General features: G+C 63.1%; 16 protein-coding genes. 11 read left to right on the top strand and 5 right to left on the bottom strand.

What is annotated here, in order from left to right; translation table 11 throughout:
- Nucleotides 1-35 precede the first annotated feature (35 nt).
- From AABB87_RS14360 to AABB87_RS14350, 3 genes are all read right to left on the bottom strand, one after another.
- Nucleotides 36-1,625 carry an ABC transporter substrate-binding protein gene (locus AABB87_RS14360; RefSeq protein ID WP_341971855.1) on the bottom strand — a complete coding sequence of 530 codons (1,590 nt, stop codon included), beginning with the start codon at nt 1,623-1,625 and terminating at the stop codon, nt 36-38.
- A gap of 111 nt (nt 1,626-1,736) precedes the next feature.
- Nucleotides 1,737-1,901: a hypothetical protein gene (locus tag AABB87_RS23105; RefSeq protein ID WP_445944870.1), complete on the bottom strand. Its 165-nt coding sequence runs from the start codon at nt 1,899-1,901 to the stop codon at nt 1,737-1,739.
- A 201-nt stretch (nt 1,902-2,102) separates the two neighbouring features.
- Nucleotides 2,103-2,945, bottom strand: coding sequence for a 2OG-Fe(II) oxygenase family protein (locus AABB87_RS14350; protein WP_341971854.1), 843 nt, complete (start codon nt 2,943-2,945; stop codon nt 2,103-2,105).
- Between the two features lie 464 nt (nt 2,946-3,409).
- Between AABB87_RS14350 and AABB87_RS14345 the strand changes: the two genes are divergently transcribed.
- The 6 genes from AABB87_RS14345 to AABB87_RS14320 all read left to right on the top strand — a co-directional run bounded on the left by AABB87_RS14345 (nt 3,410) and on the right by AABB87_RS14320 (nt 11,365).
- On the top strand, nt 3,410-6,265 hold the full coding sequence (locus AABB87_RS14345) for a 2-oxoglutarate dehydrogenase E1 component (protein ID WP_341971853.1): 2,856 nt from the start codon (nt 3,410-3,412) through the stop codon (nt 6,263-6,265).
- A gap of 100 nt (nt 6,266-6,365) precedes the next feature.
- Nucleotides 6,366-7,622: a 2-oxoglutarate dehydrogenase complex dihydrolipoyllysine-residue succinyltransferase gene (odhB, locus tag AABB87_RS14340; RefSeq protein WP_341971851.1), complete on the top strand. Its 1,257-nt coding sequence runs from the start codon at nt 6,366-6,368 to the stop codon at nt 7,620-7,622.
- A 16-nt stretch (nt 7,623-7,638) separates the two neighbouring features.
- Nucleotides 7,639-7,968 carry a DMT family transporter gene (locus AABB87_RS14335; RefSeq protein ID WP_341971850.1) on the top strand — a complete coding sequence of 110 codons (330 nt, stop codon included), beginning with the start codon at nt 7,639-7,641 and terminating at the stop codon, nt 7,966-7,968.
- A 22-nt stretch (nt 7,969-7,990) separates the two neighbouring features.
- Nucleotides 7,991-9,412 (top strand): dihydrolipoyl dehydrogenase, encoded by a 1,422-nt coding sequence (lpdA, locus tag AABB87_RS14330; protein ID WP_058720398.1) that lies wholly within the window; start codon nt 7,991-7,993, stop codon nt 9,410-9,412.
- A 58-nt stretch (nt 9,413-9,470) separates the two neighbouring features.
- On the top strand, nt 9,471-10,571 hold the full coding sequence (zapE, locus tag AABB87_RS14325) for a cell division protein ZapE (protein WP_341971849.1): 1,101 nt from the start codon (nt 9,471-9,473) through the stop codon (nt 10,569-10,571).
- Nucleotides 10,572-10,618: 47 nt separating this feature from the next.
- Entirely contained in the window at nt 10,619-11,365 is a 747-nt protein-coding gene (locus tag AABB87_RS14320; RefSeq protein ID WP_341971848.1) for a hypothetical protein, read from the top strand.
- A gap of 50 nt (nt 11,366-11,415) precedes the next feature.
- On the opposite strand, the gene AABB87_RS14315 is transcribed toward AABB87_RS14320, so the two are convergent.
- Nucleotides 11,416-12,183: a PP2C family protein-serine/threonine phosphatase gene (locus AABB87_RS14315; protein ID WP_341971847.1), complete on the bottom strand. Its 768-nt coding sequence runs from the start codon at nt 12,181-12,183 to the stop codon at nt 11,416-11,418.
- A 100-nt stretch (nt 12,184-12,283) separates the two neighbouring features.
- On the opposite strand from AABB87_RS14315, the gene AABB87_RS14310 reads away from it, so the two are divergent.
- Complete coding sequence (locus AABB87_RS14310; RefSeq protein ID WP_058720395.1) at nt 12,284-12,511, top strand: YdcH family protein; 228 nt, start codon at nt 12,284-12,286, stop codon at nt 12,509-12,511.
- Nucleotides 12,498-14,561: an ATP-dependent DNA helicase gene (locus tag AABB87_RS14305; RefSeq protein WP_341971846.1), complete on the top strand. Its 2,064-nt coding sequence runs from the start codon at nt 12,498-12,500 to the stop codon at nt 14,559-14,561. Before AABB87_RS14310 ends, AABB87_RS14305 begins: the two co-directional genes overlap by 14 nt.
- Before the next feature lie 103 nt (nt 14,562-14,664).
- On the opposite strand, the gene AABB87_RS14300 is transcribed toward AABB87_RS14305, so the two are convergent.
- Nucleotides 14,665-15,465: an outer membrane protein assembly factor BamD gene (locus AABB87_RS14300; RefSeq protein WP_058720394.1), complete on the bottom strand. Its 801-nt coding sequence runs from the start codon at nt 15,463-15,465 to the stop codon at nt 14,665-14,667.
- 125 nt (nt 15,466-15,590) lie between these two features.
- Between AABB87_RS14300 and AABB87_RS14295 the strand changes: the two genes are divergently transcribed.
- From AABB87_RS14295 to AABB87_RS14285, 3 genes are all read left to right on the top strand, one after another.
- A complete protein-coding gene (locus AABB87_RS14295) occupies nt 15,591-16,619 on the top strand; it encodes an RluA family pseudouridine synthase (protein WP_445944869.1) in 1,029 nt (342 codons plus the stop codon).
- Nucleotides 16,620-16,870: 251 nt separating this feature from the next.
- Complete coding sequence (gene scpB, locus AABB87_RS14290) at nt 16,871-17,620, top strand: SMC-Scp complex subunit ScpB (RefSeq protein WP_341971844.1); 750 nt, start codon at nt 16,871-16,873, stop codon at nt 17,618-17,620.
- Nucleotides 17,617-19,869, top strand: a complete 2,253-nt coding sequence (locus AABB87_RS14285) for a pseudouridine synthase (RefSeq protein ID WP_341971843.1) — start codon at nt 17,617-17,619, stop codon at nt 19,867-19,869. Before scpB ends, AABB87_RS14285 begins: the two co-directional genes overlap by 4 nt.
- The last annotated feature ends 101 nt before the right edge of the window (nt 19,870-19,970 follow it).

Below are 19,970 nucleotides of genomic sequence, written 5' to 3'. Positions count from 1 at the left end.
CCTCGGGTTGATGAAGATGCTGATGATGCAGCTGATTACTTGAGCGTGGTGAAGCGGGCTTCGGGTCGGTCGTCCGAGCGATGCGTGGTGTCAACATTGGCGCGCATGGCCCAGGGGCGAACTTGGTGGTGGATGGGGATGAACAAGCTCTCATCACGAATGCGCTGCAAGGCCTCGCGGATCATGGCGTTGCGCTTGCTGAGGTCGGGCTCGACCTTCATCGCGTCGACCAGCCGGTCCATCGTTGCATCGCTGAGCTTGGCGAAGTTGAAGTTGCCATCCGCTCCGCTGGTCTTGGTGCGCGCCAAGGACTGCAGGGTGAACTGCGCGTCGTAGGTGGCCACGCCCCAGCCCAGCAGGAAGAGCGGTGCTTCAAAGCGCTGAAAGGTCTGGCTGTGCTGGGAGAAGGGCTGGGCGACCATATTCGCCTTGATGCCGACGCGTGCCCACATCGCCACCACCGCCTGGCAGATCGCCTCGTCATTGATGTAGCGGTTATTGGGGCAGTTCAGCGGGACCTCGAAGCCTTCCGGGTAGCCGGCCTCGGCCAGCAGCTTGCGGGCCTTGTCGGCATCCGCCTTGAGCGGCACGTCCAGATCGGGCGTGTTGCCATTGACGCCTGGCGCCACCATGATGCCGGCCGGAATCGACAGGCCGCGCATGATGCTGCGCTTGATGGCTTCACGGTCGATGGCCACACTCATCGCCTCACGCACGCGCCGGTCTTTGAAGGGGTTCTTGCCTTTGACGCTGGCGCCTTTGAGTTCCTCACTGCCTTGATCCATGACGAAGAAGATGGTGCGAACCTCGGGGCCTTCCATCAGCTTGAGCTTGGGGTCGGCGCGCAGCCGGGCCACGTCTTGGGTGGGCAGGTCGGTGAGCAGATCTACGTCGCCGGAGAGCAGGGCGGCCACGCGGGTGGCGTCGCTCTTGATCGGCAGATAGCTCAGTTCGGTGACATTGCTGCGCGTCTGGTCCCACCAGTCCTTGTTGGCGACCATGCTGATTTTCTGATCCGGCTGCCAGCTGGTGATTTTGTAGGGGCCGGTGCCGTTGACGTTGCGGGCCGCGAAGCTGTCTTCCTTGGACTTGTAGTCCTGGGTGTTGAGGGCCTTGTTCTTCTCGGCCCAGGTCTTGCTCATGATGCGGAAGTCGATGATGCTGCGCAGCAAGATGGGCTGCGGCGCGCTCAGAATGAAGTCGACGGTGTAGTTGTCGATCTTCTTCACTTCCTTGATGCCGGCCACATAGATTTGCAGCGTGCCCTGCGGCTGCATGATGCGGCCGAAGCTGAACACCACGTCATCGGCGGTGAAGGGCGAGCCGTCGTGAAACTTGACGCCCTGGCGCAGCTCGAAGCGGATCTGGGTCGGGCTGATGGCTGTCCACTTCGTCGCCAGCGCCGGCTCAATTTGATATTTCTCGTTGTAGCGCGTCAGTCCTTCATAGGCATGCATCAGCACCGCGATGGTGGTGGTGTGATTCTGCGAATGCGGGTCCAGGGTCAGGATGTCGTTCTGTGCGGCCCAGCGCAGATTGGCGGCTTGGCCGGGCAAGGACAAAGTGGCGGCCAAGGCCAGCAGCGCTTGCGCCAGGAATCGTGGGCGGACCAGGGTGGACTGCATCTTCTGCCTTGCATGGTTGGCCGGGGTGCCGCGATGCTAGCCCTGGCCGCCAGCGGATTGGCTAGAGGATTGCCCGCAGTGCTCGCCTCGTCTGGGCGCTCTGCGGCAGCCTCAGTCTTTGCGGAGCTCGGCGGCGGTCTCGGCCTGCAAGTCGGCATCGCAGCCAATGCCGGCGGCAATCCAGCGCCGGCTGCGCCGCGCCAGCCAGGGTGCCAGGTGGCGGTTGGGCCAGCCTTGCGGGCGCCAGCCCAGCACCTCGCCGGGTGCGAGCAACATGCCGCAGACATAGCGGCTTGATTCATCTGACCAACGCAGAGCGCTGCAAGCGCCGTGGCGGCGCCGGCTCACCAGCATGCCGATGGGGCAGGGCTCGCTCAGGCAACACAGGCCGCAGCCATTGCAGGCGGCACCGAGGGCCGGCTTGGGCGGCGCCTCGGGGTGGATGTGGATGACAGCGTGGCCCAGCGGCGCCCTCGCTTAAGTCTTGACGCCCAACTCGCGCAGCCGCTCTTGCAAATAGCTGTGGGCCGTGTGGCGGTCCGACAGCACCACTTCATTGCGCGGGTGCAGAAACAGCGGCAGCGAGACGCGGCTGCGGGTGGCGCCCTCGCCGGTGGGGTTCACCACCCGGTGCTGGGTGCTGGGGTAATAGCCTTGCGAGGCTTCTTCCAGCATGTCGCCGATATTGATGATCAGCATGCCGAAGTCGCAGGGTACGTCGAACCAAGCGCCGTCCATGTTTTGCACCTGCAGGCCCGGCTCGTTGGCGGCCGGCAGGATGGTCAGCAAGTTGATGTCGCCGTGCGCGGCGGCGCGCAGGGCGCCGGCCGGCTCTTGGCCGGTCAGCGGCGGGTAGCGCAGCACCCGCAGCAGGGTTTGCTGGCTGCCTTCAATCATCTGGGAGAGCGGCTCGCGATAGTGCTTGGCAATTTCGGGCGGGGTGTAACGCTCGACCCAGCTCAGCAACTCGCCGGCCAGGGCATTGGCCTCGCTGTAATACTGCAGCGCATCGGCTTTGAGGCTTTCCGGAATGCGGCCCCAGGGGTAGATGTGGAAGTATTCCTTGATGTCCTTCAGGCTGCTGCCCTTGGCTGTCTCGGAAATCTCGGTGGAGAAGTAGCCGTCTTGCTTTTCTTTAGAGAAGGGGAAGGCCAGCTTCTCGTCACCGTTGAAAAAGTTCAGCCAATCGGCGTAGATCTTTTCCACCAGGGTCTGCTGAATGGGGTGATTGACCAGCACCCCGAAACCCGTGTCGTGCAGCGACTGGGTGAATTTTTGGGCGGCATCGGGGGCGCGGTAATCAACGACTTGAACTTGCATCAGGCTTCCTGCGGCTGGAGAGAATCAGGCGGCGAGTTTAGGTTATCCCTGCCACCTTGGTTGCGGGCAAACCCGCCGCGACGGTGGGGCTGAAGGTGTTGGTCGAGGCGCAAGGGCAATGTGCGGCAATCTGCTCCGCGATGCGTTCAGGCCGCCCCTCGCACATTGGCATAGGTCAAGACAATTACCTCAATCTGACAGCGGAAATTAAGCCCACACGTGGCAGCAAGCGCTTCAGAATAGCCCCCTCGGGTCCGATATGGGCTCAGGTCTGCGTAGAGTCGCGTATGCCGCAATATGTCAACAGTGCTAAAGTGCCAGTTGTTTTTAAGACTTAGGTCCTTCCCGTCCCCTTTTCTGGCAACAGCGAAGGCGGGTCGCAATCCGCCAACCGGTCGAGCCGTGTCGCGGAAGGTTTCTCAACCAGCCAATGCCCTGGAAGCCGGGGTTAGAGGTGAGCGAAGATGATGCAGCAACACAGGTCAAATTCATACCTGTTCGGGGGCAATGCCCCTTACGTCGAAGAGATGTACGAGGCCTACCTCGACAACCCGGGTTCCGTGCCCGACAACTGGCGTTCGTATTTCGACGCGCTCCAGCATGTGCCGGCCACCGATGGTGGTGACGGTCGCGACGTGGCTCATGCCCCGGTGATCGAATCCTTCGCCCAGCGTGCCAAGGCCAATGCCTTTGCGAACAAGGCCTCCAGCGCCGATTTGGCCGTGGCCCGCAAGCAAGTGCATGTGCAAAGCCTGATCGCGGCCTATCGCTTCCTGGGCAATCGCTGGGCTGAGCTGGATCCGCTCAAGCGCGCTGAACGCCCCAAGATTCCCGAACTCGACCCGTCGTTCTACGACCTGACCGAGTCCGATATGGACATCAGCTTCTCGGCCTCCAACACCTATTTCGGTGGCGAGACGATGAGCTTGCGTCAAATCGTCCAAGCGCTGCGCGAAACCTATTGCAGCTCGGTCGGTTCCGAGTTCATGCACTGCACCGACCCCGGCGAAAAGCGCTGGTGGCAAGAGCGCCTGGAAAAGGCCCGCGGCAAGCCCACCTTCACCGCAGAAGAAAAGCGCCACATCCTTGACCGCCTGACCGCGGCCGAAGGCCTGGAGCGCTATCTGCACACCAAGTACGTCGGCCAGAAGCGCTTCTCGCTGGAAGGTGGTGAGAGCTTCATCGCCGCCATGGACGAACTGATCCAGCGCGCCGGCCAACGCGGCGTGCAAGAAATCGTCATCGGCATGGCCCACCGCGGCCGCCTGAACGTGCTGGTCAACACCCTGGGCAAGATGCCTGCCGACCTGTTCGCTGAGTTCGAACACAAGGCCGCCGAAGATCTGCCGGCCGGTGACGTCAAGTACCACCAAGGCTTCAGCTCCGATGTGTCGACCAAGGGCGGCCCGGTTCACCTGTCGCTGTCCTTCAACCCTTCGCACCTGGAGATCGTTAACCCGGTGGTCGAGGGCAGCGTCCGCGCTCGCCAAGAGCGCCGCGGTGACAAGATCGGTAGCCAAGTGCTGCCCGTGCTGGTGCACGGCGACGCCGCCTTCGGTGGTCAGGGCGTGGTGCAGGAAACCCTGTGCATGGCCCAGACCCGTGGCTACGGCACCGGCGGCACGGTGCACATCGTCATCAACAACCAGATCGGTTTCACGACCAGCGATCCGCGCGATCTGCGCTCCACCGCCTATTGCTCGGACGTCGTCAAGATGATCGAAGCGCCGGTGCTGCACGTCAACGGTGATGATCCAGAAGCGGTTGTGTGGGCCATGCAACTGGCCATGGACTACCGCGCCGAGTTCCGCAAGGACGTGGTGCTGGACATCGTCTGCTTCCGCAAGCTGGGCCACAACGAGCAGGACACCCCCTCGCTGACCCAGCCACTGATGTACAAGAAGATCGCGGCTCACCCCGGCACCCGCAAGGTCTATGCCGACAAGCTGGCTGCGCAAAACGTGGTCGATGCTGCCGGTGCCGATCAAATGATCAAGGCCTACCGCGCTGCCATGGACGAAGGCCGTCACACGGTCGATCCGGTGCTGACCAACTTCAAGAGCAAGTACGCCACCGACTGGTCGCCTTTCCTCGGCAAGAAGTGGACCGACAGCTGCGACACCGCGCTGCCGGTTTCCGAGTGGAAGCGCCTGGCCGACAAGCTGACCACGCTGCCCAAGGACCTGGTCGCTCACAACCTGGTGCAAAAGCTCTACGCCGATCGCGCCGCGATGGGCCGTGGTGAGATCAATGTGGACTGGGGCATGGGTGAGAGCATGGCTTTCGCCTCGCTGGTGGCCAGCGGCTATCCGATCCGCCTGTCGGGCGAAGACGCGGGCCGCGGTACCTTCACCCACCGTCACGCCGTCATTCACGACCAGAACCGGACCAACTGGGACGAAGGCGCCTACATTCCGCTGCAGAACGTGGCCGAAGGTCAGGCTCCATTCGTGGTGATCGACTCCATCCTCAGCGAAGAGGCGGTCTTGGGCTTCGAGTACGGCTATGCCGCTGCTGAACCCAATACGCTGACGATCTGGGAAGCGCAGTTCGGCGACTTCGTCAACGGCGCCCAAGTGGTGATCGACCAGTTCATCGCTTCCGGCGAAGTGAAGTGGGGCCGTTCCAACGGCTTGGTGATGATGTTGCCGCACGGCTATGAAGGCCAAGGCCCTGAGCACAGCTCGGCGCGCCTGGAGCGCTTCATGCAGCTGGCTGCTGACAACAATATGCAGATCGTGCAGCCGACCACGGCCAGCCAGATCTTCCACGTTCTGCGTCGTCAGATGCTGCGCATGTTCCGCAAGCCTTTGGTGATCATGACACCGAAGAGCCTGCTGCGTGCCAAGGATGCGACCTCGGCACTGACCGAGTTCACCAAGGGTGAGTTCCGCACCGTCATCGGTGAGCAGGATGCTGCGATCAGCGCCGACAAGGTCAAGCGCGTGGTTGTTTGCTCGGGCAAGGTCTATTACGACCTGGTGCGCAAGCGCGAGGAGAAGAAGGCCAGCGACGTGGCCATCATCCGCGTCGAGCAGCTGTATCCCTTCCCGCACAAGGCTTTCGCCGCCGAGATCAAGAAGTATCCCGGTGCGACCGAGTTGGTGTGGTGCCAAGACGAGCCGCAAAACCAAGGCGCTTGGTTCTTCGTTCAGCACTATGTGCATGAAAACATGAACGAAGGCCAGAAGCTGGGCTACGCGGGTCGCCCCGCCTCGGCTTCGCCGGCTTGCGGCTATGCCCACCTGCACCAGGAGCAGCAGAAGTCGCTGCTGGACCAGGCTTTCGGCAAGCTCAAGGGCTTCATCCTCACCAAGTAAGAGCAAGGCGGCGCCGGATGGCGCCGCTTTGTTCTCGGTCGTTTGATCGTTTGGCGTTTGGCCCGATCAGCACTCCGAACAAATAGAAAGTTAGAACATCATGGCAATCATCGAAGTCAAAGTCCCCCAGCTGTCTGAATCTGTGTCCGAAGGCACGCTGCTGACCTGGAAGAAAAAGCCCGGCGAAGCCGTGGCCATCGACGAGATCCTGGTTGAAATCGAGACCGACAAGGTCGTGCTGGAAGTGCCCGCGCCGAGCGCCGGCGTGATGGCCCAGATCGTCAAGAACGACGGCGAAAGCGTCGCCAGCGAAGAAGTCATCGCCCGCATCGACACCGAAGGCACGGCCCAGGCCAGCCCGCTGGAAGTCAAGGCTGTCGCCGCTGCCGCGCCTGCTGCCGCTGCAGCAGCCGCACCCGTGGCTGGTGGCAAGGGCGATGTCGCCATGCCCGCCGCCGCCAAGATCCTGGCTGAAAAGGGCTTGTCCGCCACCGACGTGGCCGGTTCCGGCAAAGACGGCCGTGTCACCAAGGGCGACGCCCTGGCCGCTGGCGCCAAGCCGGCTGCTGTGCCCGCACCGGTGGCCGTGGCTGCTGCGCCTTCGGTTGCCAAGCCTTTGCCTGCTGTGGCCGCACCTGCCGCCATGAACTTGGGCGACCGCCCCGAGCAGCGCGTGCCCATGACCCGTCTGCGCGCCCGCGTTGCCGAGCGTCTGCTGCAATCGCAAGCCACCAACGCCATCCTGACCACGTTCAATGAAGTGAACATGGCGCCGGTGATGGAAATGCGCAAGAAGTTCCAGGAAAAGTTCGAGAAGGAACACGGCGTCAAGCTGGGCTTCATGAGCTTCTTCGTCAAGGCTGCCGTTGCCGCCCTGAAGAAGTACCCGGTGCTGAACGCTTCGGTTGACGGCAATGACATCGTCTACCACGGCTACTTCGACATCGGTATCGCCGTCGGTTCGCCGCGCGGCCTGGTGGTGCCCATCATCCGCAATGCGGACCAGATGAGCTTCGCTGACATCGAGAAGAAGATCGCCGAATTCGGCCAAAAGGCCAAGGAAGGCAAGATCTCGCTGGACGACCTGACTGGCGGCACCTTCTCCATCTCCAACGGCGGCACCTTCGGCTCCATGCTGTCGACCCCCATCATCAACCCGCCTCAGTCGGCCATCCTGGGCGTGCACGCGACCAAGGACCGCGCCGTCGTCGAGAACGGCCAAGTGGTGGTGCGCCCGATCAACTATCTGGCCATGTCCTATGACCACCGCATCATCGACGGCCGCGAAGCCGTGCTGGGTCTGGTGACCATGAAGGAAGCGCTGGAAGATCCGGCTCGCCTGCTGTTCGACATCTAAACCCGTCGACGGCGCAATGACTCAAACCATGGCCTGGGTCTACCTGCTGCTGGCCGGTGTCTGTGAGATCGGCTGGCCCCTGGGCTTCAAGCTGTCTCAGCAAGCGGAGTACCGGGTCAGCGGCATCGTGGCGGCCGTAGCGTCCATGGGTTTGAGTGGTTGGCTACTCTGGATGGCGCAGCGTGAGATTCCCATCGGGACGGCCTATGCCGTCTGGACGGGCATCGGCGGCGCCGGCACTTTTTTGATCGGGGTGATGTTCTTTGGCGATGCCGCCACGCTGTGGAGATTCCTCGGTGTGGCGATGATCGTCGGCGGCGTTATCACCCTCAAGCTCGCCCACTGAAGCGTGGGTGCAGGAGCATTTGATGAGCACAAAACAATTTGACGTCGTCGTGATCGGCGGCGGCCCTGGCGGTTATATCGCCGCCATCCGCGCGGCCCAGCTGGGCTTCAACGCCGCTTGTATCGACGAGTGGAAAAACGACAAGGGCGGCCCCGCACCGGGCGGCACCTGCACCAACGTGGGCTGCATTCCGTCCAAGGCGCTGCTGCAATCGTCGGAGCATTTCGAGCACGCCAACCACCACTTTGCCGACCACGGCATCTCGGCCGACAACATCAAGATGGATGTGGCCAAGATGATTGGCCGCAAAGATATGGTGGTGAAGCAGAACAATGACGGCATCTTGTACCTGTTCAAGAAGAACAAGGTCAGCTTCTTCCACGGCCGGGGCTCCTTTGTCGCTGCCAAGGACGGCCTGTACGAGATCAAGGCCGGCGAGGAAGTCATCCTGGCCAAGCACGTGATTCTGGCCACAGGCTCGAATGCCCGCCAACTGCCCGGCGCTGCGTTCGATGAAGAGAACATCCTCAGCAACGACGGCGCACTGCGCATCGGCGCTGTGCCTAAGAAGCTGGGCGTGATCGGCTCCGGCGTGATCGGCCTGGAAATGGGTTCGGTCTGGCGCCGCCTGGGCGCGGAAGTGACCGTTCTGGAAGGTCTGCCGACATTCCTGGGCGCTGTCGACGAGTCCGTCGCCAAGGAAGCCGCCAAGCTGTTCAAGAAGCAAGGTCTGAAGATCGAGCTGGGCGTCAAGATCGGTGAAGTCAAGTCCGCCAAGGACGGCGTCACTGTGGCTTACACCGACGCCAAGGGTGCAGCGCAGACCCTGGCCGTGGACAAGCTCATCATCTCCATCGGCCGCGTGCCCAACACCATCGGTTTGAATTCCGAAGCGGTTGGCTTGAAGCTGGACGAGCGCGGTGCCATCGAGGTGGACGGCGACTGCAAGACCAATCTGCCCAATGTCTGGGCGGTGGGCGATGTGGTGCGCGGCCCGATGTTGGCGCACAAGGCCGAGGAAGAGGGCGTTGCCGTGGCCGAGCGCATTGCCGGTCAACATGGCCATGTCAACTTCAACACCATCCCTTGGGTGATCTACACCAGCCCCGAGATCGCCTGGGTTGGCCGCACCGAGCAGCAACTCAAAGCCGATGGCGTTGAGTACAAGGCCGGGCAGTTCCCCTTCCTGGCCAATGGCCGCGCACGTGCCCTGGGTGATACCAATGGCTTCGTCAAGTTCCTGGCTGACGCCAAGACCGACGAGATCCTGGGCGTGCACATCATTGGCCCGATGGCCTCGGAGCTGATCTCCGAAGCCGTGGTGGCGATGGAGTTCAAGGCCTCGGCCGAAGACATTGCCCGTATCTGCCATGCTCACCCGAGCCTGAGCGAAGCCACCAAGGAAGCGGCCCTGGCCGTGGATAAGCGCACGCTCAATTTCTGATGCTGATCTGAGCAGAACAAGGGGCGACCGTGGTCGCCCTTTTTTGTTGGAATCCTGAATGACCTCCGTCACCGAGCTTTACCAGCTGACCCTGCAAGAACGCGGCTACACCGCCGACCCGGCGCAGCTGCGCGCCGTCGCAGCCCTGCAGCGCTGCCAAGACGAATGGGCCGACTACAAAGCCCGCCGCAGCAATGCTGTCACCAAGCTGCTGCGCCACCCACCGCTGCCGCGCGGTGTGTATATGTTTGGCGGCGTGGGGCGGGGCAAGAGCTTTCTGATGGACTGCTTCTTCCAGGCCGTGCCGCTGACCCGCAAGACGCGCCTCCACTTCCATGAATTCATGCGCGAGGTGCACCGCGAGTTGCAGGAGCTCAAGGGCATTCCGGATCCGCTGGAAGAGCTGGGTAAGCGCATTGCCAAACGCTTTCGCCTGATTTGCTTTGACGAGTTCCATGTGTCGGATGTGACCGATGCGATGATTCTGCATCGCTTGCTGGACGCGATGTTCCGCAACCGCGTCTCCATCGTCACGACCTCCAATTTCCGGCCTGACGATCTTTATCCCAATGGCTTGCATCGGGATCGCATCTTGCCGGCCATCGCGCTCTTGAATGAGAAGCTCGAGGTCATCAATGTGGACAACGGCTTCGACTACCGGCGCCGCACGCTGGATCATGTGGAGCTGTATCACACGCCCTTGGGCGAGGTCGCCGATGCGGCGCTGACAAATGCCTTCGAGTCCCTGGCCGAAGCCAAAGAAGAGAACCCGCTGCTGCGCATCGAACACCGCGAGATCCGTGCGCGGCGCCGCGCCGGCGGTGTGGTCTGGTTTGATTTCAATGCCTTGTGTGGCGGGCCGCGATCGCAAAACGACTATCTGGAATTGGCCAGCCAGTTCCACACCCTGATTCTGTCCAATGTGCCCGAGATGCCGCCGCGCTTGAGCAGCGAGGCGCGCCGCTTCACTTGGCTGATCGACGTGCTGTACGACCGCCGCGTCAAGCTGTTCATCTCGGCCGCTGTGGCCGCCGAAGCGCTGTATACCGAAGGCCCTCTTGCGCATGAGTTCCCGCGCACCGTCTCGCGGCTGCAAGAGATGCAGTCGTCGGAGTATTTGTCGCTGGAGCGGCGTGATGTGGACACCTCGCTCACATGATTCGGATCGGTGGCTGAATGCGTGCGGACAAGAAAGCGGATGCGGCAATGCTTGATTTCAAGATGACCCGGCCCTTTGCTTGGGATCTGTTGCGTGCTCTGCCGCTGGCTCTGCTGTCTTTTGTGGCGGCTTCGGCTGGGCTAAGCGTCGGCGGCACCGGAGCAGAAAGCGAGCGGGCCGCTTTGCAAGGCCAAAGCGCAGCCATCGAAGCGCAGTTCAGTAAAGACAGCGAGGCCTGCCAGTCGCGCTTCATGGTCACTGCCTGCCTCGATCAGGCCCGCCAGCGCCGGGAACAAGCCTTGCGGCCACTGCAAAAGCGCCTTGACGCGCTGTCCTTGGCGGAGCGCCGTGCCCGTGCCGAGGCGCAGCGCGAGGCCGTGCAGGCCCGCCAGCGTGAGTTTGAAAGCCAGGAAGGGCAGCGCCGTACCGAGGCCTTGCTGCGTGCGCCCAGCGCGGATGCGGCCAGTCAGCCTTTGCGTGATTTGCGTGCGCCGCGCGCGCCGCTGATGGACCGGCGCGAGCGTGAAGACGCCAAGGCCGCCCAACAAGCACGCGCCGAGCAAGAGGCTGCCAAGCGCGCCGAGCAAGCGCAAAAGCGCCTGCAGCAGATGCAAGCGCATCAAGCCGAGGTTCAGCTCCGCAATGCAGAGCGGCAAAAAAAACAGGCCGCAAGCGGCAAGCCTGCGCCGGTCAGCCTGCCTGTGCCGCCTGCAGCGCAGTTGCCGGCGCGGGTGCAGGTTCCGGTCGCTGCATCGGGGCCCGCCTCAGCATCATCGAGCGCGCCAAAGCGCTGAGCTTGTTGGCTGTTTTCGGGCGCTGGTGATTGGGGCCCGCAGGCCCAAACTCAGATGAGCGCTTCGACCCGAATAATGGCCAGCGACAAATTGTCGCCAGTGCCGCGCGCGCGCTGCCGGGCCTTGGCAATCAAGGCCTCGGCTGCTTCGCGCGGGGGCAGTTGTTTAAGCGTATTGCCCAGTTCGGTCTGGCTGAAGTAGTGCCAAAGCCCGTCGGTGCAGCACATCAAGGTGTCGCCAATCTCCAGGCTGTCGATGCGGCTGAGTTGGGTTGCTGGCTCAGCCACCGTGCCCAAGCAGGCGGTCAGCAGATTGGACTGCGGATGGCTTTGCGCCTCTAGCTCGCTGATCTCGCCCTCGTCCACCAAGCGTTGCACATAGGAATGGTCGAGCGTGCGCTTGACCATCTCGGCGCCACGGAAGAGGTAAATGCGCGAGTCACCCGAATGCACCCAGTAGCATCGCCGGTCGCTATTGATCAGGAAGGCGGCGACGGTGCTGTGCGGCTCTTCCTCGGCCGACAAGGCCGTCAGCTTGATCATTAGATGGGCTTCGGACACCAGCTGCTGCAGCAAGTCTTCGGCCGATTCTTCCTCGGGCACAAAGCGTTCAAACAATTGTTGTGCGGTCAGCAGCACCTGATCGGCGGCTTTGCGCCCGCCGCTTTTGCCGCCCATGCCATCGGCCACGACGGCCAGCACGCAGCCGCTGTATCGGGGGTGGGAGATGACGCCAACCTGATCTTGCTGGTAAGTTCTGTCACCGCGATGGGTGCCGGTGGCGGCAGCAAGGCGAAAGCCTGGGAGGATGCGAGTCATGGCCAAAACTATAATCCCTAGCCCGGTAGATATTGCCCTGGAATGAGCGAATATCCGCCTTCTCTTTTGAAGCCCAAGACTGCGAGTTTGCACCGAGCCCATGGATGAAGAACTGCACTCGCTGTCGCGCCGCCTGATCGAGCTGCGCATGGAGCATGCCGATCTGGACTTGCTGATCGACCGACTCACGCTGGATGAAGCGCAGGCCAAGAGCCAAGGTCTGGCCTCGGACGAGCTGAGTTTGCGTCGCCTGAAAAAGCGCCGCTTGGCGCTGCGCGATCTGATTGCTAAGCTGGAACTGGAAAGCGACCCCGATGAACGGGCCTGAGCAGGTGTTGGGCGAGCCTGCTGAGGACTTGGCGATTCCTGAAGTCGACGATCTGTCTCCTTCCGAGTTGGAGCAGTGGGTGGCCGCGGCCTTTGCCCCGGGTGGCCCGATCTCTCAGGCCGACCCCGGCTACTCCCCGCGCGAGCAGCAATTGCAAATGAGCCAGGCGGTGGCGCGCGCCATTGCCCGCCGCGAGACCTTGGTGGTCGAGGCCGGCACGGGGGTCGGCAAGACCTTTGCTTACTTGGTGCCGGCGTTGTTGTCGGGCGGTCGTGCCTTGATCAGCACCGCGACCAAGAATCTCCAAGACCAACTCTTCATGCGCGACTTGCCGCGCCTGTGCAAAGCCTTGCAAACGCCGGTGCGAATCGCCCTGCTCAAAGGGCGCGGCAGCTATCTGTGTACGCACCGCATGCAACACGCCCGCCATAGCGAGGAGCTGACCGACAGGCGCGCCGTGCTGGCCCTGGCGCGCATTGAGCGCTGGGCGCTGCAAACGCAAAGCGGGGATCTGGCTGAATTGGACGGGCTGGATGAGCGCTCCTCGGTGATCCCGCTGGTGACTTCCTCGCGAGACAACTGCCTGGGTTCCGACTGCCCGGAGTACCGCGCCTGCCATGTGGTCAAGGCGCGCCGCGAGGCCATGGAGGCCGATGTGGTTGTGGTCAACCATCATCTCTTCTTCGCCGACATGACGCTGCGCGATAGCGGGGTGGCCGAGTTGCTGCCCAGCGTTGACCTGGCCGTCTTCGACGAAGCCCATCAGCTGGCCGAAGCGGGCGTGCAGTTTCTGGGTACGCAGTTGGGCAGTGCGCAGCTGCTGGACTTCGGCCGCGATGTGCTGGGCTTGGGCCTGGCGCAGGCGCGTGGCCTGCAGGATTGGCAGGGCTTGCAAGCGCGCCTTGAAAAGGCGGCGCGCGAGCTGCGCTTGGTCAGTGCCGGCCCTCTGGCCAGTGCTGGCCGCGAGGTGCGCGGCATGATCAAGCTGGCCTGGAAAGAGCGCGCTGGTACACCGGCTTTTGCGGCGGCCTTGGATGAGGTGGCGGAGGTGGCCGAGCTGGCGGTGGACTTGCTGGGCACGGTGGCCGAGACCTCGCCCGATTTCGTGCGCTTGCATGAGCGCGCCCAGCAATTGCTCAAGCTGGCCCAGGTGTTTGCGCAGGAGCCCGAGCCGGCCGACGTGCGCTGGATCGACCTCAGCCCGCATCAGGCGCGCTTGATCGAGTCGCCGCTGGACATTCGCGAAGCCATGCAAGAGCAGTTGGGCGCGGCACCCAAGGCTTGGGTGTTTACCTCGGCCACCTTGGGTGATGACGAGCGCTTGACGTGGTTCACCGAGCCGGCGGGTCTGGATGATGCGCGGATCTTGCGCGTCGGTAGCCCCTTCAACTATGCCGAGAATGCGCGGCTCTACATCCCGCGCAATTTCCCCAAGCCCAATGAGGCCGCGCACCCGCAGGAAGTGGCTGCGCTGGCGGCGCGTTGCGCCCGCGCCCTGGGTGGGCGCACCTTTGTGCTAACGACGACATTGCGCGCACTGCAAACCATTGGCGACAGCCTGCGCTGGGACTTTGAGCAGGCGGGTGATGACATCATGGTGCTGCAGCAAGGTGTGGCGCCCAAACGCATGTTGCTGCAGCAGTTCATGGAGCATCCGCGTGCCGTGCTGGTGGGCTCGGCCAGTTTTTGGGAGGGCATCGACGTGCCGGGCGACAGCCTGCAATGCGTGCTGATCGACAAGCTGCCTTTCCCTCCTCCCAATGATCCGCTGGTGGAGGCGCGGGTGCAGCGCCTGGAGGCTGCGGGCCGCAATGCCTTCGCGCATTACTTCATCGCCGAGGCGGCCATTGCCTTGAAGCAAGGGGGCGGGCGCTTGATTCGCACCGAGCAGGACCGCGGCCTGCTGGTGGTTTGCGACCCCCGCATGGCGGTGATGAACTATGGCCGGCGCCTGCGTGAGGCACTGCCGCCGATGACCCGCCTGGCTGAGGAGGCGGAGGCGCTCGACTGGCTGCAGCTTCTGGCCGAGATGCGCGAGGAAGCGCAATAAAAAACGCGCCGAATTGGCGCGCTTTCTTTGTCGGCCTTTTCCGGTCTTCACCGGCTAGGCTCGAGCTGGGGTCAGGTCTTGCCTAAGACCCCGGTTGCCGGCCTCACCAGACCTTCCACCAGGGCTTGTCTTTGCCGGGGTTGAGGTAGGCGCTCTTCGGGAAATTGGTGGCCAGCACGCGCTGGGCGCTATCGCGCAGCGGCAGCAGGTCCAGCTTCTCGTAACTCTTGACCATGATCTGCAGCGCGTGTTCGGCCGCCGGGGCGTACTGGAACTCCTGCACGGCTTGCTGGGCGCGATTGGCGGCCGCCACATAGGCGCCGCGCTCGTAGTAGTAGCGCGCCACATGCACCTCGTAATTGGCCAAGGTGTTGGTGATGAAGTCCACGCGAACGCGGGCGTCACTGGCGTACTTCGAGTCGGGGTACTGCTCAACGACTTGGCGGAAAGACAGCAAGGCGTCCCGCGAGGCTTGTTGGTCACGCTCCGAGATGTCTTGCGCGGCCAAGCGGCCAAACAGCCCCAGGTCTTCGTTGAAGTTGACCAGGCCGCGCATGTACAGCGCGTAGTCCATCGCCGGGCTCGACGGGTTGAGCTTGATGAAGCGGTCCAGCGTTGTTACCGCTTGGGCGCGCTCGCCGCTCTTGTGATACGCCCAGGCCAAATCCAGCTGCGCTTGTTGGGCCATGGTGGTGCCAGCGGCGCGGCCTTCGATCTTCTCCAAGGCCTTGATGGCGCGGTCATAACTGCCCGCCATCAGGTCATCTTTGGCCTCTGCGTACAATTTGTTCAGATTGGCCTGCGAATTCGGGTCATCTTTGGGGGCCGAATTACAGGCCGCCAGGGCCAAGGCTACCGTGACAGTCAGCCAGGTCGCGCGGGCCTTTCGCGCAATGCGAGGCATGGCGCAGGGCATTGCAGCAAGCTCTCCGGTCGGGAGGCTGGCTTGGCGCTTTACACATTTATCGATCATGATCCCTACAGGGCGGTGCATGGCACCCCCTCAGCTGAAGACGGAGCTTTCATTATATGGTTCAGGCCTTGCCTGCAGATTCAACAAACTCACCCGCGCAAGACGATGGTGAGTGGGACGCCGAGCAGAGCGTCGAGCAAGGCATAGAGGTGCGTGAGTCCCTGGTCACTGCCGAATGGCATGCCCAGCGTCTGGATCGCTGGATGGTGCAGTTGGCGCCGGAGTTTTCCCGCAATCATTTGCAGGGTTTGATCGAGCGCGGCTGCGTCAGCATCAATGGCCAGCCCGCCAATAGCGCGTCGAAAAAATTGCTGGCCGGCCAGTCGGTTCGGGTGGAGTTGCAGCCGACCGAAGAGAGCAAGGCCTTCCGCGCCGAGCCCATGGACCTCAATATCGTTTACGAGGACGCCCATCTCTTGGTGCTCAACAAGGCCGCGGGCATGGTGGTGCACCCGGCTTCGGGCAATTGGTCGGGCACGGTGATGAACGGCTTGCTGGCGCATCACCCGGCGGCGGCGACCCTGCCGCGTGCGGGCATCGTCCATCGCCTGGACAAAGACACCAGTGGCTTGATGATGGTGGGCAAGACTTCAGAGGCGGTGACGGCGCTGACGCGCATGATCGCGGCCCGTCAGGTGCACCGCGAGTACGTCGCGCTGGCCTACGGCCGTGTGCCGGAGGCCATGGTCATTGATGTGCCGATCCGTCGCGACTTGATCTCGCGCATCAAGATGGCGGTGCTGGCCACTGGCAAGCCCTCGCGCACCGATGTTTATGCGCTGGGCGAAGGGCAGGTGGGGGTGCGCAGCGTGTCGGCGGTGCACTGCGTGCTGCATAGCGGTCGCACTCACCAAATCCGGGTGCATCTGGCCTTCAAGGGTCATCCATTGGTGTCGGATGCGATGTATGGCGGCGTACCGGCACTGGGTTTGACGCGGCAGGCTTTGCATGCCGCGCGCTTGAGTTTTGCGCATCCCATCACCGGGGCGGCGCTGCAATTTGATGCGGTTTTGCCACAGGATTTGGCATCTGCCTGGGAATTGTTGGGCCTGCCCGAGTTGCAATTGCCGCCGGTGAGCTACTGAGGGCGCTACAATCGGGCTCTGCTGATGCAGTTGAGTGATCGCGCATCAGCCCGCTGCGTGAGCCTTGAGCTTGATTCTTGCGATAGCAAGCGCCGCTCGAGCCACGCATCAATTGCACAAACCCCCGCCCCTGCGGACATTGGTCCTGACGCCTACAAGCTGGTGAGTTGAACTAGCGAGGCGAGTGATCGATGCCTGGGCCAGGAATATCGCAAAACCCCCGTTTGAATCGGGAAAAATGACGAAAGTCAATGAATACACAGGATGCTAAGCGCGTCCTCGAGACCGCGCTCATCTGCGCCCAGCAGCCTTTGACTCTGCGCGAAATGCGCAGCTTGTTTGCCGATGCGGTTGGGCCAGATACCTTGCGCAGCGTCTTGGATGAAATCACCCGAGACTGGGAAGGTCGCGGCGTTGAACTGGTGGCCGTGTCTTCGGGTTGGCGTTTTCAAAGCCGGCCGGAGTTGCGTGAGTACCTGGATCGCCTGCACCCCGAAAAGCCTCAGCGTTATTCACGCGCCGTGATGGAAACCCTGGCCATCATTGCTTACCGGCAACCGGTGACCCGGGGGGATATCGAAGACATCCGGGGTGTGGTGGTGTCGACCCAGATCGTCAAGCAGCTCGAGGATCGCGGCTGGATTGATGTGATTGGTTATCGCGAGGCGCCGGGTCGCCCCGGCCTCTATGCCACCACCAAGCAGTTTTTGGATGATTTGGGCCTCAACAGCCTGGAGCAATTGCCGGAGTTGGAGGCCAGTGGTGCTAGCCCGACCCAGGCCTTGGCTGATGCGGCCGGGCTGCAAGGCCTTTTGATTGATGACATTGCTGAAACAAACGAAGTAAACCTTAATTCCAGCCCGGATTCATTGTCTGAATCCGAGCCTTCTGAATCTCTTGATTCCTCCTCAGCGCCAGCCCTCAATGACGGCGGCGCGTCCCCTCCGGCGACGCCGGACCCTTTGTCTGACGCCGCCGATAAGGTGCAAACCGACGCATGAATTCCAACGACCAAGAACCCCAAGACACTGCCGCCGCCGGCGCTCCTTTGACCGAAGCTGAAGCCGCGCCCAAGCGCAAGCGCAGCCCGGCCAAGCCCAAGGTGGCTGCCGAAGTCGCAGCGCCCGCCGATGAGGCAGTTGCTGCCGTGAGCAAGCCGCGCGCCGCACGCAAGACGGCTGTCAAGAAGCTTGAAGGCGCCGCCGCCGATGTGGCTGCAGCTGCTGAGCCGGCCGCAGTGCCTGAGGCTGGGGAAGTTGCTGAAGCTGCGCCCAAGCGCCGCGCGCCGCGCAAGACGGTGGCTGCTGCCGCTGACGCGGTGGTGGCAGTTGCTGCTGAGGCACAAGCTGCTGCACCGGCCACTGTGGCTGAAGTCGCTGAGGTGGCTGCCAAGCCAGCCCGTAGAACTGCTCGCGCCGAAGCCGCGCCGGTGTTCACGCTGGGTCCGGATCAGTCTGCCGCTGAGGGGGTTGTTGCGCAGTCTGCTGCTGGTGATGGAGGCTCTGAGTCAGGTGCTGCTGAGGGTACCGAGGGCGCTGAAAGCGTCGAAGGCAACGAGCGCCGTAGCCGCAATCGCAATCGCCGCCGTGGCCGCAAGGATTTCGCTGAAGGTGAAGAGCGCGCGCCGCGTGCTGCGGTTGAAGTCCAGGTGCCTGCACCTGAAGTGCTGGCTGCCGTCGGTGAGCGTTTTGCCGAAGTGCTGACGGGTGACTTCGACGCCACCGTGGAAGACATCGAATCGGATGAGGCGCAAGACGAAGGCGAGGGCGAAGAGCAGGATAGCAAGCGTGTCCTGGCGCCCGAGCCCGATGCGCCCAAGCTGCAAAAGGTGCTGGCCCAAGCCGGCATCGGCTCGCGCCGCGACATCGAGGACATGATTGCCGACGGCAAGATCGAAGTGAACGGCGAAGTGGCCCATATCGGCCAGCGCATCTCCTTCGGCGATAACGTGCGCGTGGCCGGCAAGCCGATCCGCGTGCGCATCTCGCCGCCGGCGCCGCGCATCCTGGCTTATCACAAGCCGGCCGGCGAAGTGGTGACCTTCAATGACCCAGAAGGTCGCCCCACCGTGTTCCGCCATCTGCCGCGCCTGCAACAAGGCAAGTGGCAGTCGGTGGGCCGTCTGGACATGAATACCGAAGGCTTGCTGCTGTTCACCAACTCGGGTGAGTTGGCCAATCAGCTGATGCACCCGCGCTTCGGCGTGGAGCGTGAGTACGCCGTGCGCGTGCTGGGTACGCTGACGCCAGATCAAAAGGCGCGCCTGCTGGAAGGCGTTGTCATCGAAGGCCAGAAGGCGGCTTTCAAGAGCATTGAAGACGGTGGCGGCGAGGGTGTGAACCATTGGTATCGCGTCGTCATCACCGAAGGTCGCAATCGCGAAGTGCGCAAGCTCTTCGAGGCCGTGGGCCTGGTGGTGAGCCGCCTGATTCGTATTCGCTACGGCACCGTGGTGCTGCCGCGTGGTCTGAAGCGCTGCGTCTGGATCGAGTTGGGTGAAGAGGATGTGAAGATCATCCGTCGCCTGGCCGGTGGCCCGCAGCAAGAGCGTGCTGATCGTGGTGAGCGTCCCGAGCGTGGTGAGCGCCCAGAGCGTGGCAACCAGATGCGCAGCGAGCGCCCGCAGCGCGGCAACGATCGCGGTGCGGAGCGTGGGCCTGATCGTGGTGCCGAACGTGGTCCTGAGCGTGGTGGCGAGCGTGGCGCTGAGCGCGGTGGCGAACGCGCCCCCGAGCGCGGCAATGACCGCAATGCCGACCGTGGCAACAACCGCGGCCGCCGTGCCGATGGTCGCCATGGTGGCGTCGGCCCGCGTCCTTCGCGTCCGGTGGAGCGCAGCGAGCGTCCGCAGGATCGCGGCCCAGAGCGCTTTGCCGAGCGTGGCAATGAGCGCGTGAACGAGCGCGGCCCCGACCGCCAGGACGACGATTTCGACGAGCCGATCCCGCGCAATATCAATCCGCTGGAGCAGACCTTTGATCGCCGTTTCGCGACCAGCAAGGGTCGTGGCATCCCGGCTGGTTTCGGTGCTGGCGGCAGTGCCGCTGACCGCGGAGGCCGTGGTGGCCGCCAAGGCGGTGGTGATGGCCCGCGCCAACCCGATCCGATGCAGACCTCGGTTGGCTATATCGGTGCCGACGCCTTCGTGCGCCGTGGCAACCGGGGCGGCGGCGGTGGTCGCGGCGGCCAAGGTGGTAATAACGGTGGCGGCGGCCGTTCCGGCGGCGGCTACGGCGGCCGTAACCGCTAAAAAAGTCCGGCCCGCAGGGTCGGCAAGGAATGACAACGCCGCACTGCATGCGGCGTTGTCATCCTCACACAGTACAATCACGGGCTTTGCTAAGCCCCCCG

This window comes from Roseateles sp. PN1, from assembly GCF_038419725.1.
Lineage (GTDB): Bacteria > Pseudomonadota > Gammaproteobacteria > Burkholderiales > Burkholderiaceae_C > Paucibacter_A.
This window is presented reverse-complemented; position numbering and strand designations above follow the sequence as displayed.

Bases quoted from the DNA above. Each gene is read 5' to 3' on its own strand.
- AABB87_RS14360 (WP_341971855.1), bottom strand. From the start codon at position 1,625: ATGCAGTCCACCCTGGTCCGCCCACGATTCCTGGCGCAAGCGCTGCTG.
- AABB87_RS23105 (WP_445944870.1), bottom strand. From the start codon at position 1,901: ATGTTGCTCGCACCCGGCGAGGTGCTGGGCTGGCGCCCGCAAGGCTGG.
- AABB87_RS14350 (WP_341971854.1), bottom strand. From the start codon at position 2,945: ATGCAAGTTCAAGTCGTTGATTACCGCGCCCCCGATGCCGCCCAAAAA.
- AABB87_RS14345 (WP_341971853.1), top strand. From the start codon at position 3,410: ATGATGCAGCAACACAGGTCAAATTCATACCTGTTCGGGGGCAATGCC.
- odhB (WP_341971851.1), top strand. From the start codon at position 6,366: ATGGCAATCATCGAAGTCAAAGTCCCCCAGCTGTCTGAATCTGTGTCC.
- AABB87_RS14335 (WP_341971850.1), top strand. From the start codon at position 7,639: ATGACTCAAACCATGGCCTGGGTCTACCTGCTGCTGGCCGGTGTCTGT.
- lpdA (WP_058720398.1), top strand. From the start codon at position 7,991: ATGAGCACAAAACAATTTGACGTCGTCGTGATCGGCGGCGGCCCTGGC.
- zapE (WP_341971849.1), top strand. From the start codon at position 9,471: ATGACCTCCGTCACCGAGCTTTACCAGCTGACCCTGCAAGAACGCGGC.
- AABB87_RS14320 (WP_341971848.1), top strand. From the start codon at position 10,619: ATGCTTGATTTCAAGATGACCCGGCCCTTTGCTTGGGATCTGTTGCGT.
- AABB87_RS14315 (WP_341971847.1), bottom strand. From the start codon at position 12,183: ATGACTCGCATCCTCCCAGGCTTTCGCCTTGCTGCCGCCACCGGCACC.
- AABB87_RS14310 (WP_058720395.1), top strand. From the start codon at position 12,284: ATGGATGAAGAACTGCACTCGCTGTCGCGCCGCCTGATCGAGCTGCGC.
- AABB87_RS14305 (WP_341971846.1), top strand. From the start codon at position 12,498: ATGAACGGGCCTGAGCAGGTGTTGGGCGAGCCTGCTGAGGACTTGGCG.
- AABB87_RS14300 (WP_058720394.1), bottom strand. From the start codon at position 15,465: ATGCCTCGCATTGCGCGAAAGGCCCGCGCGACCTGGCTGACTGTCACG.
- AABB87_RS14295 (WP_445944869.1), top strand. From the start codon at position 15,591: ATGGTTCAGGCCTTGCCTGCAGATTCAACAAACTCACCCGCGCAAGAC.
- scpB (WP_341971844.1), top strand. From the start codon at position 16,871: ATGAATACACAGGATGCTAAGCGCGTCCTCGAGACCGCGCTCATCTGC.
- AABB87_RS14285 (WP_341971843.1), top strand. From the start codon at position 17,617: ATGAATTCCAACGACCAAGAACCCCAAGACACTGCCGCCGCCGGCGCT.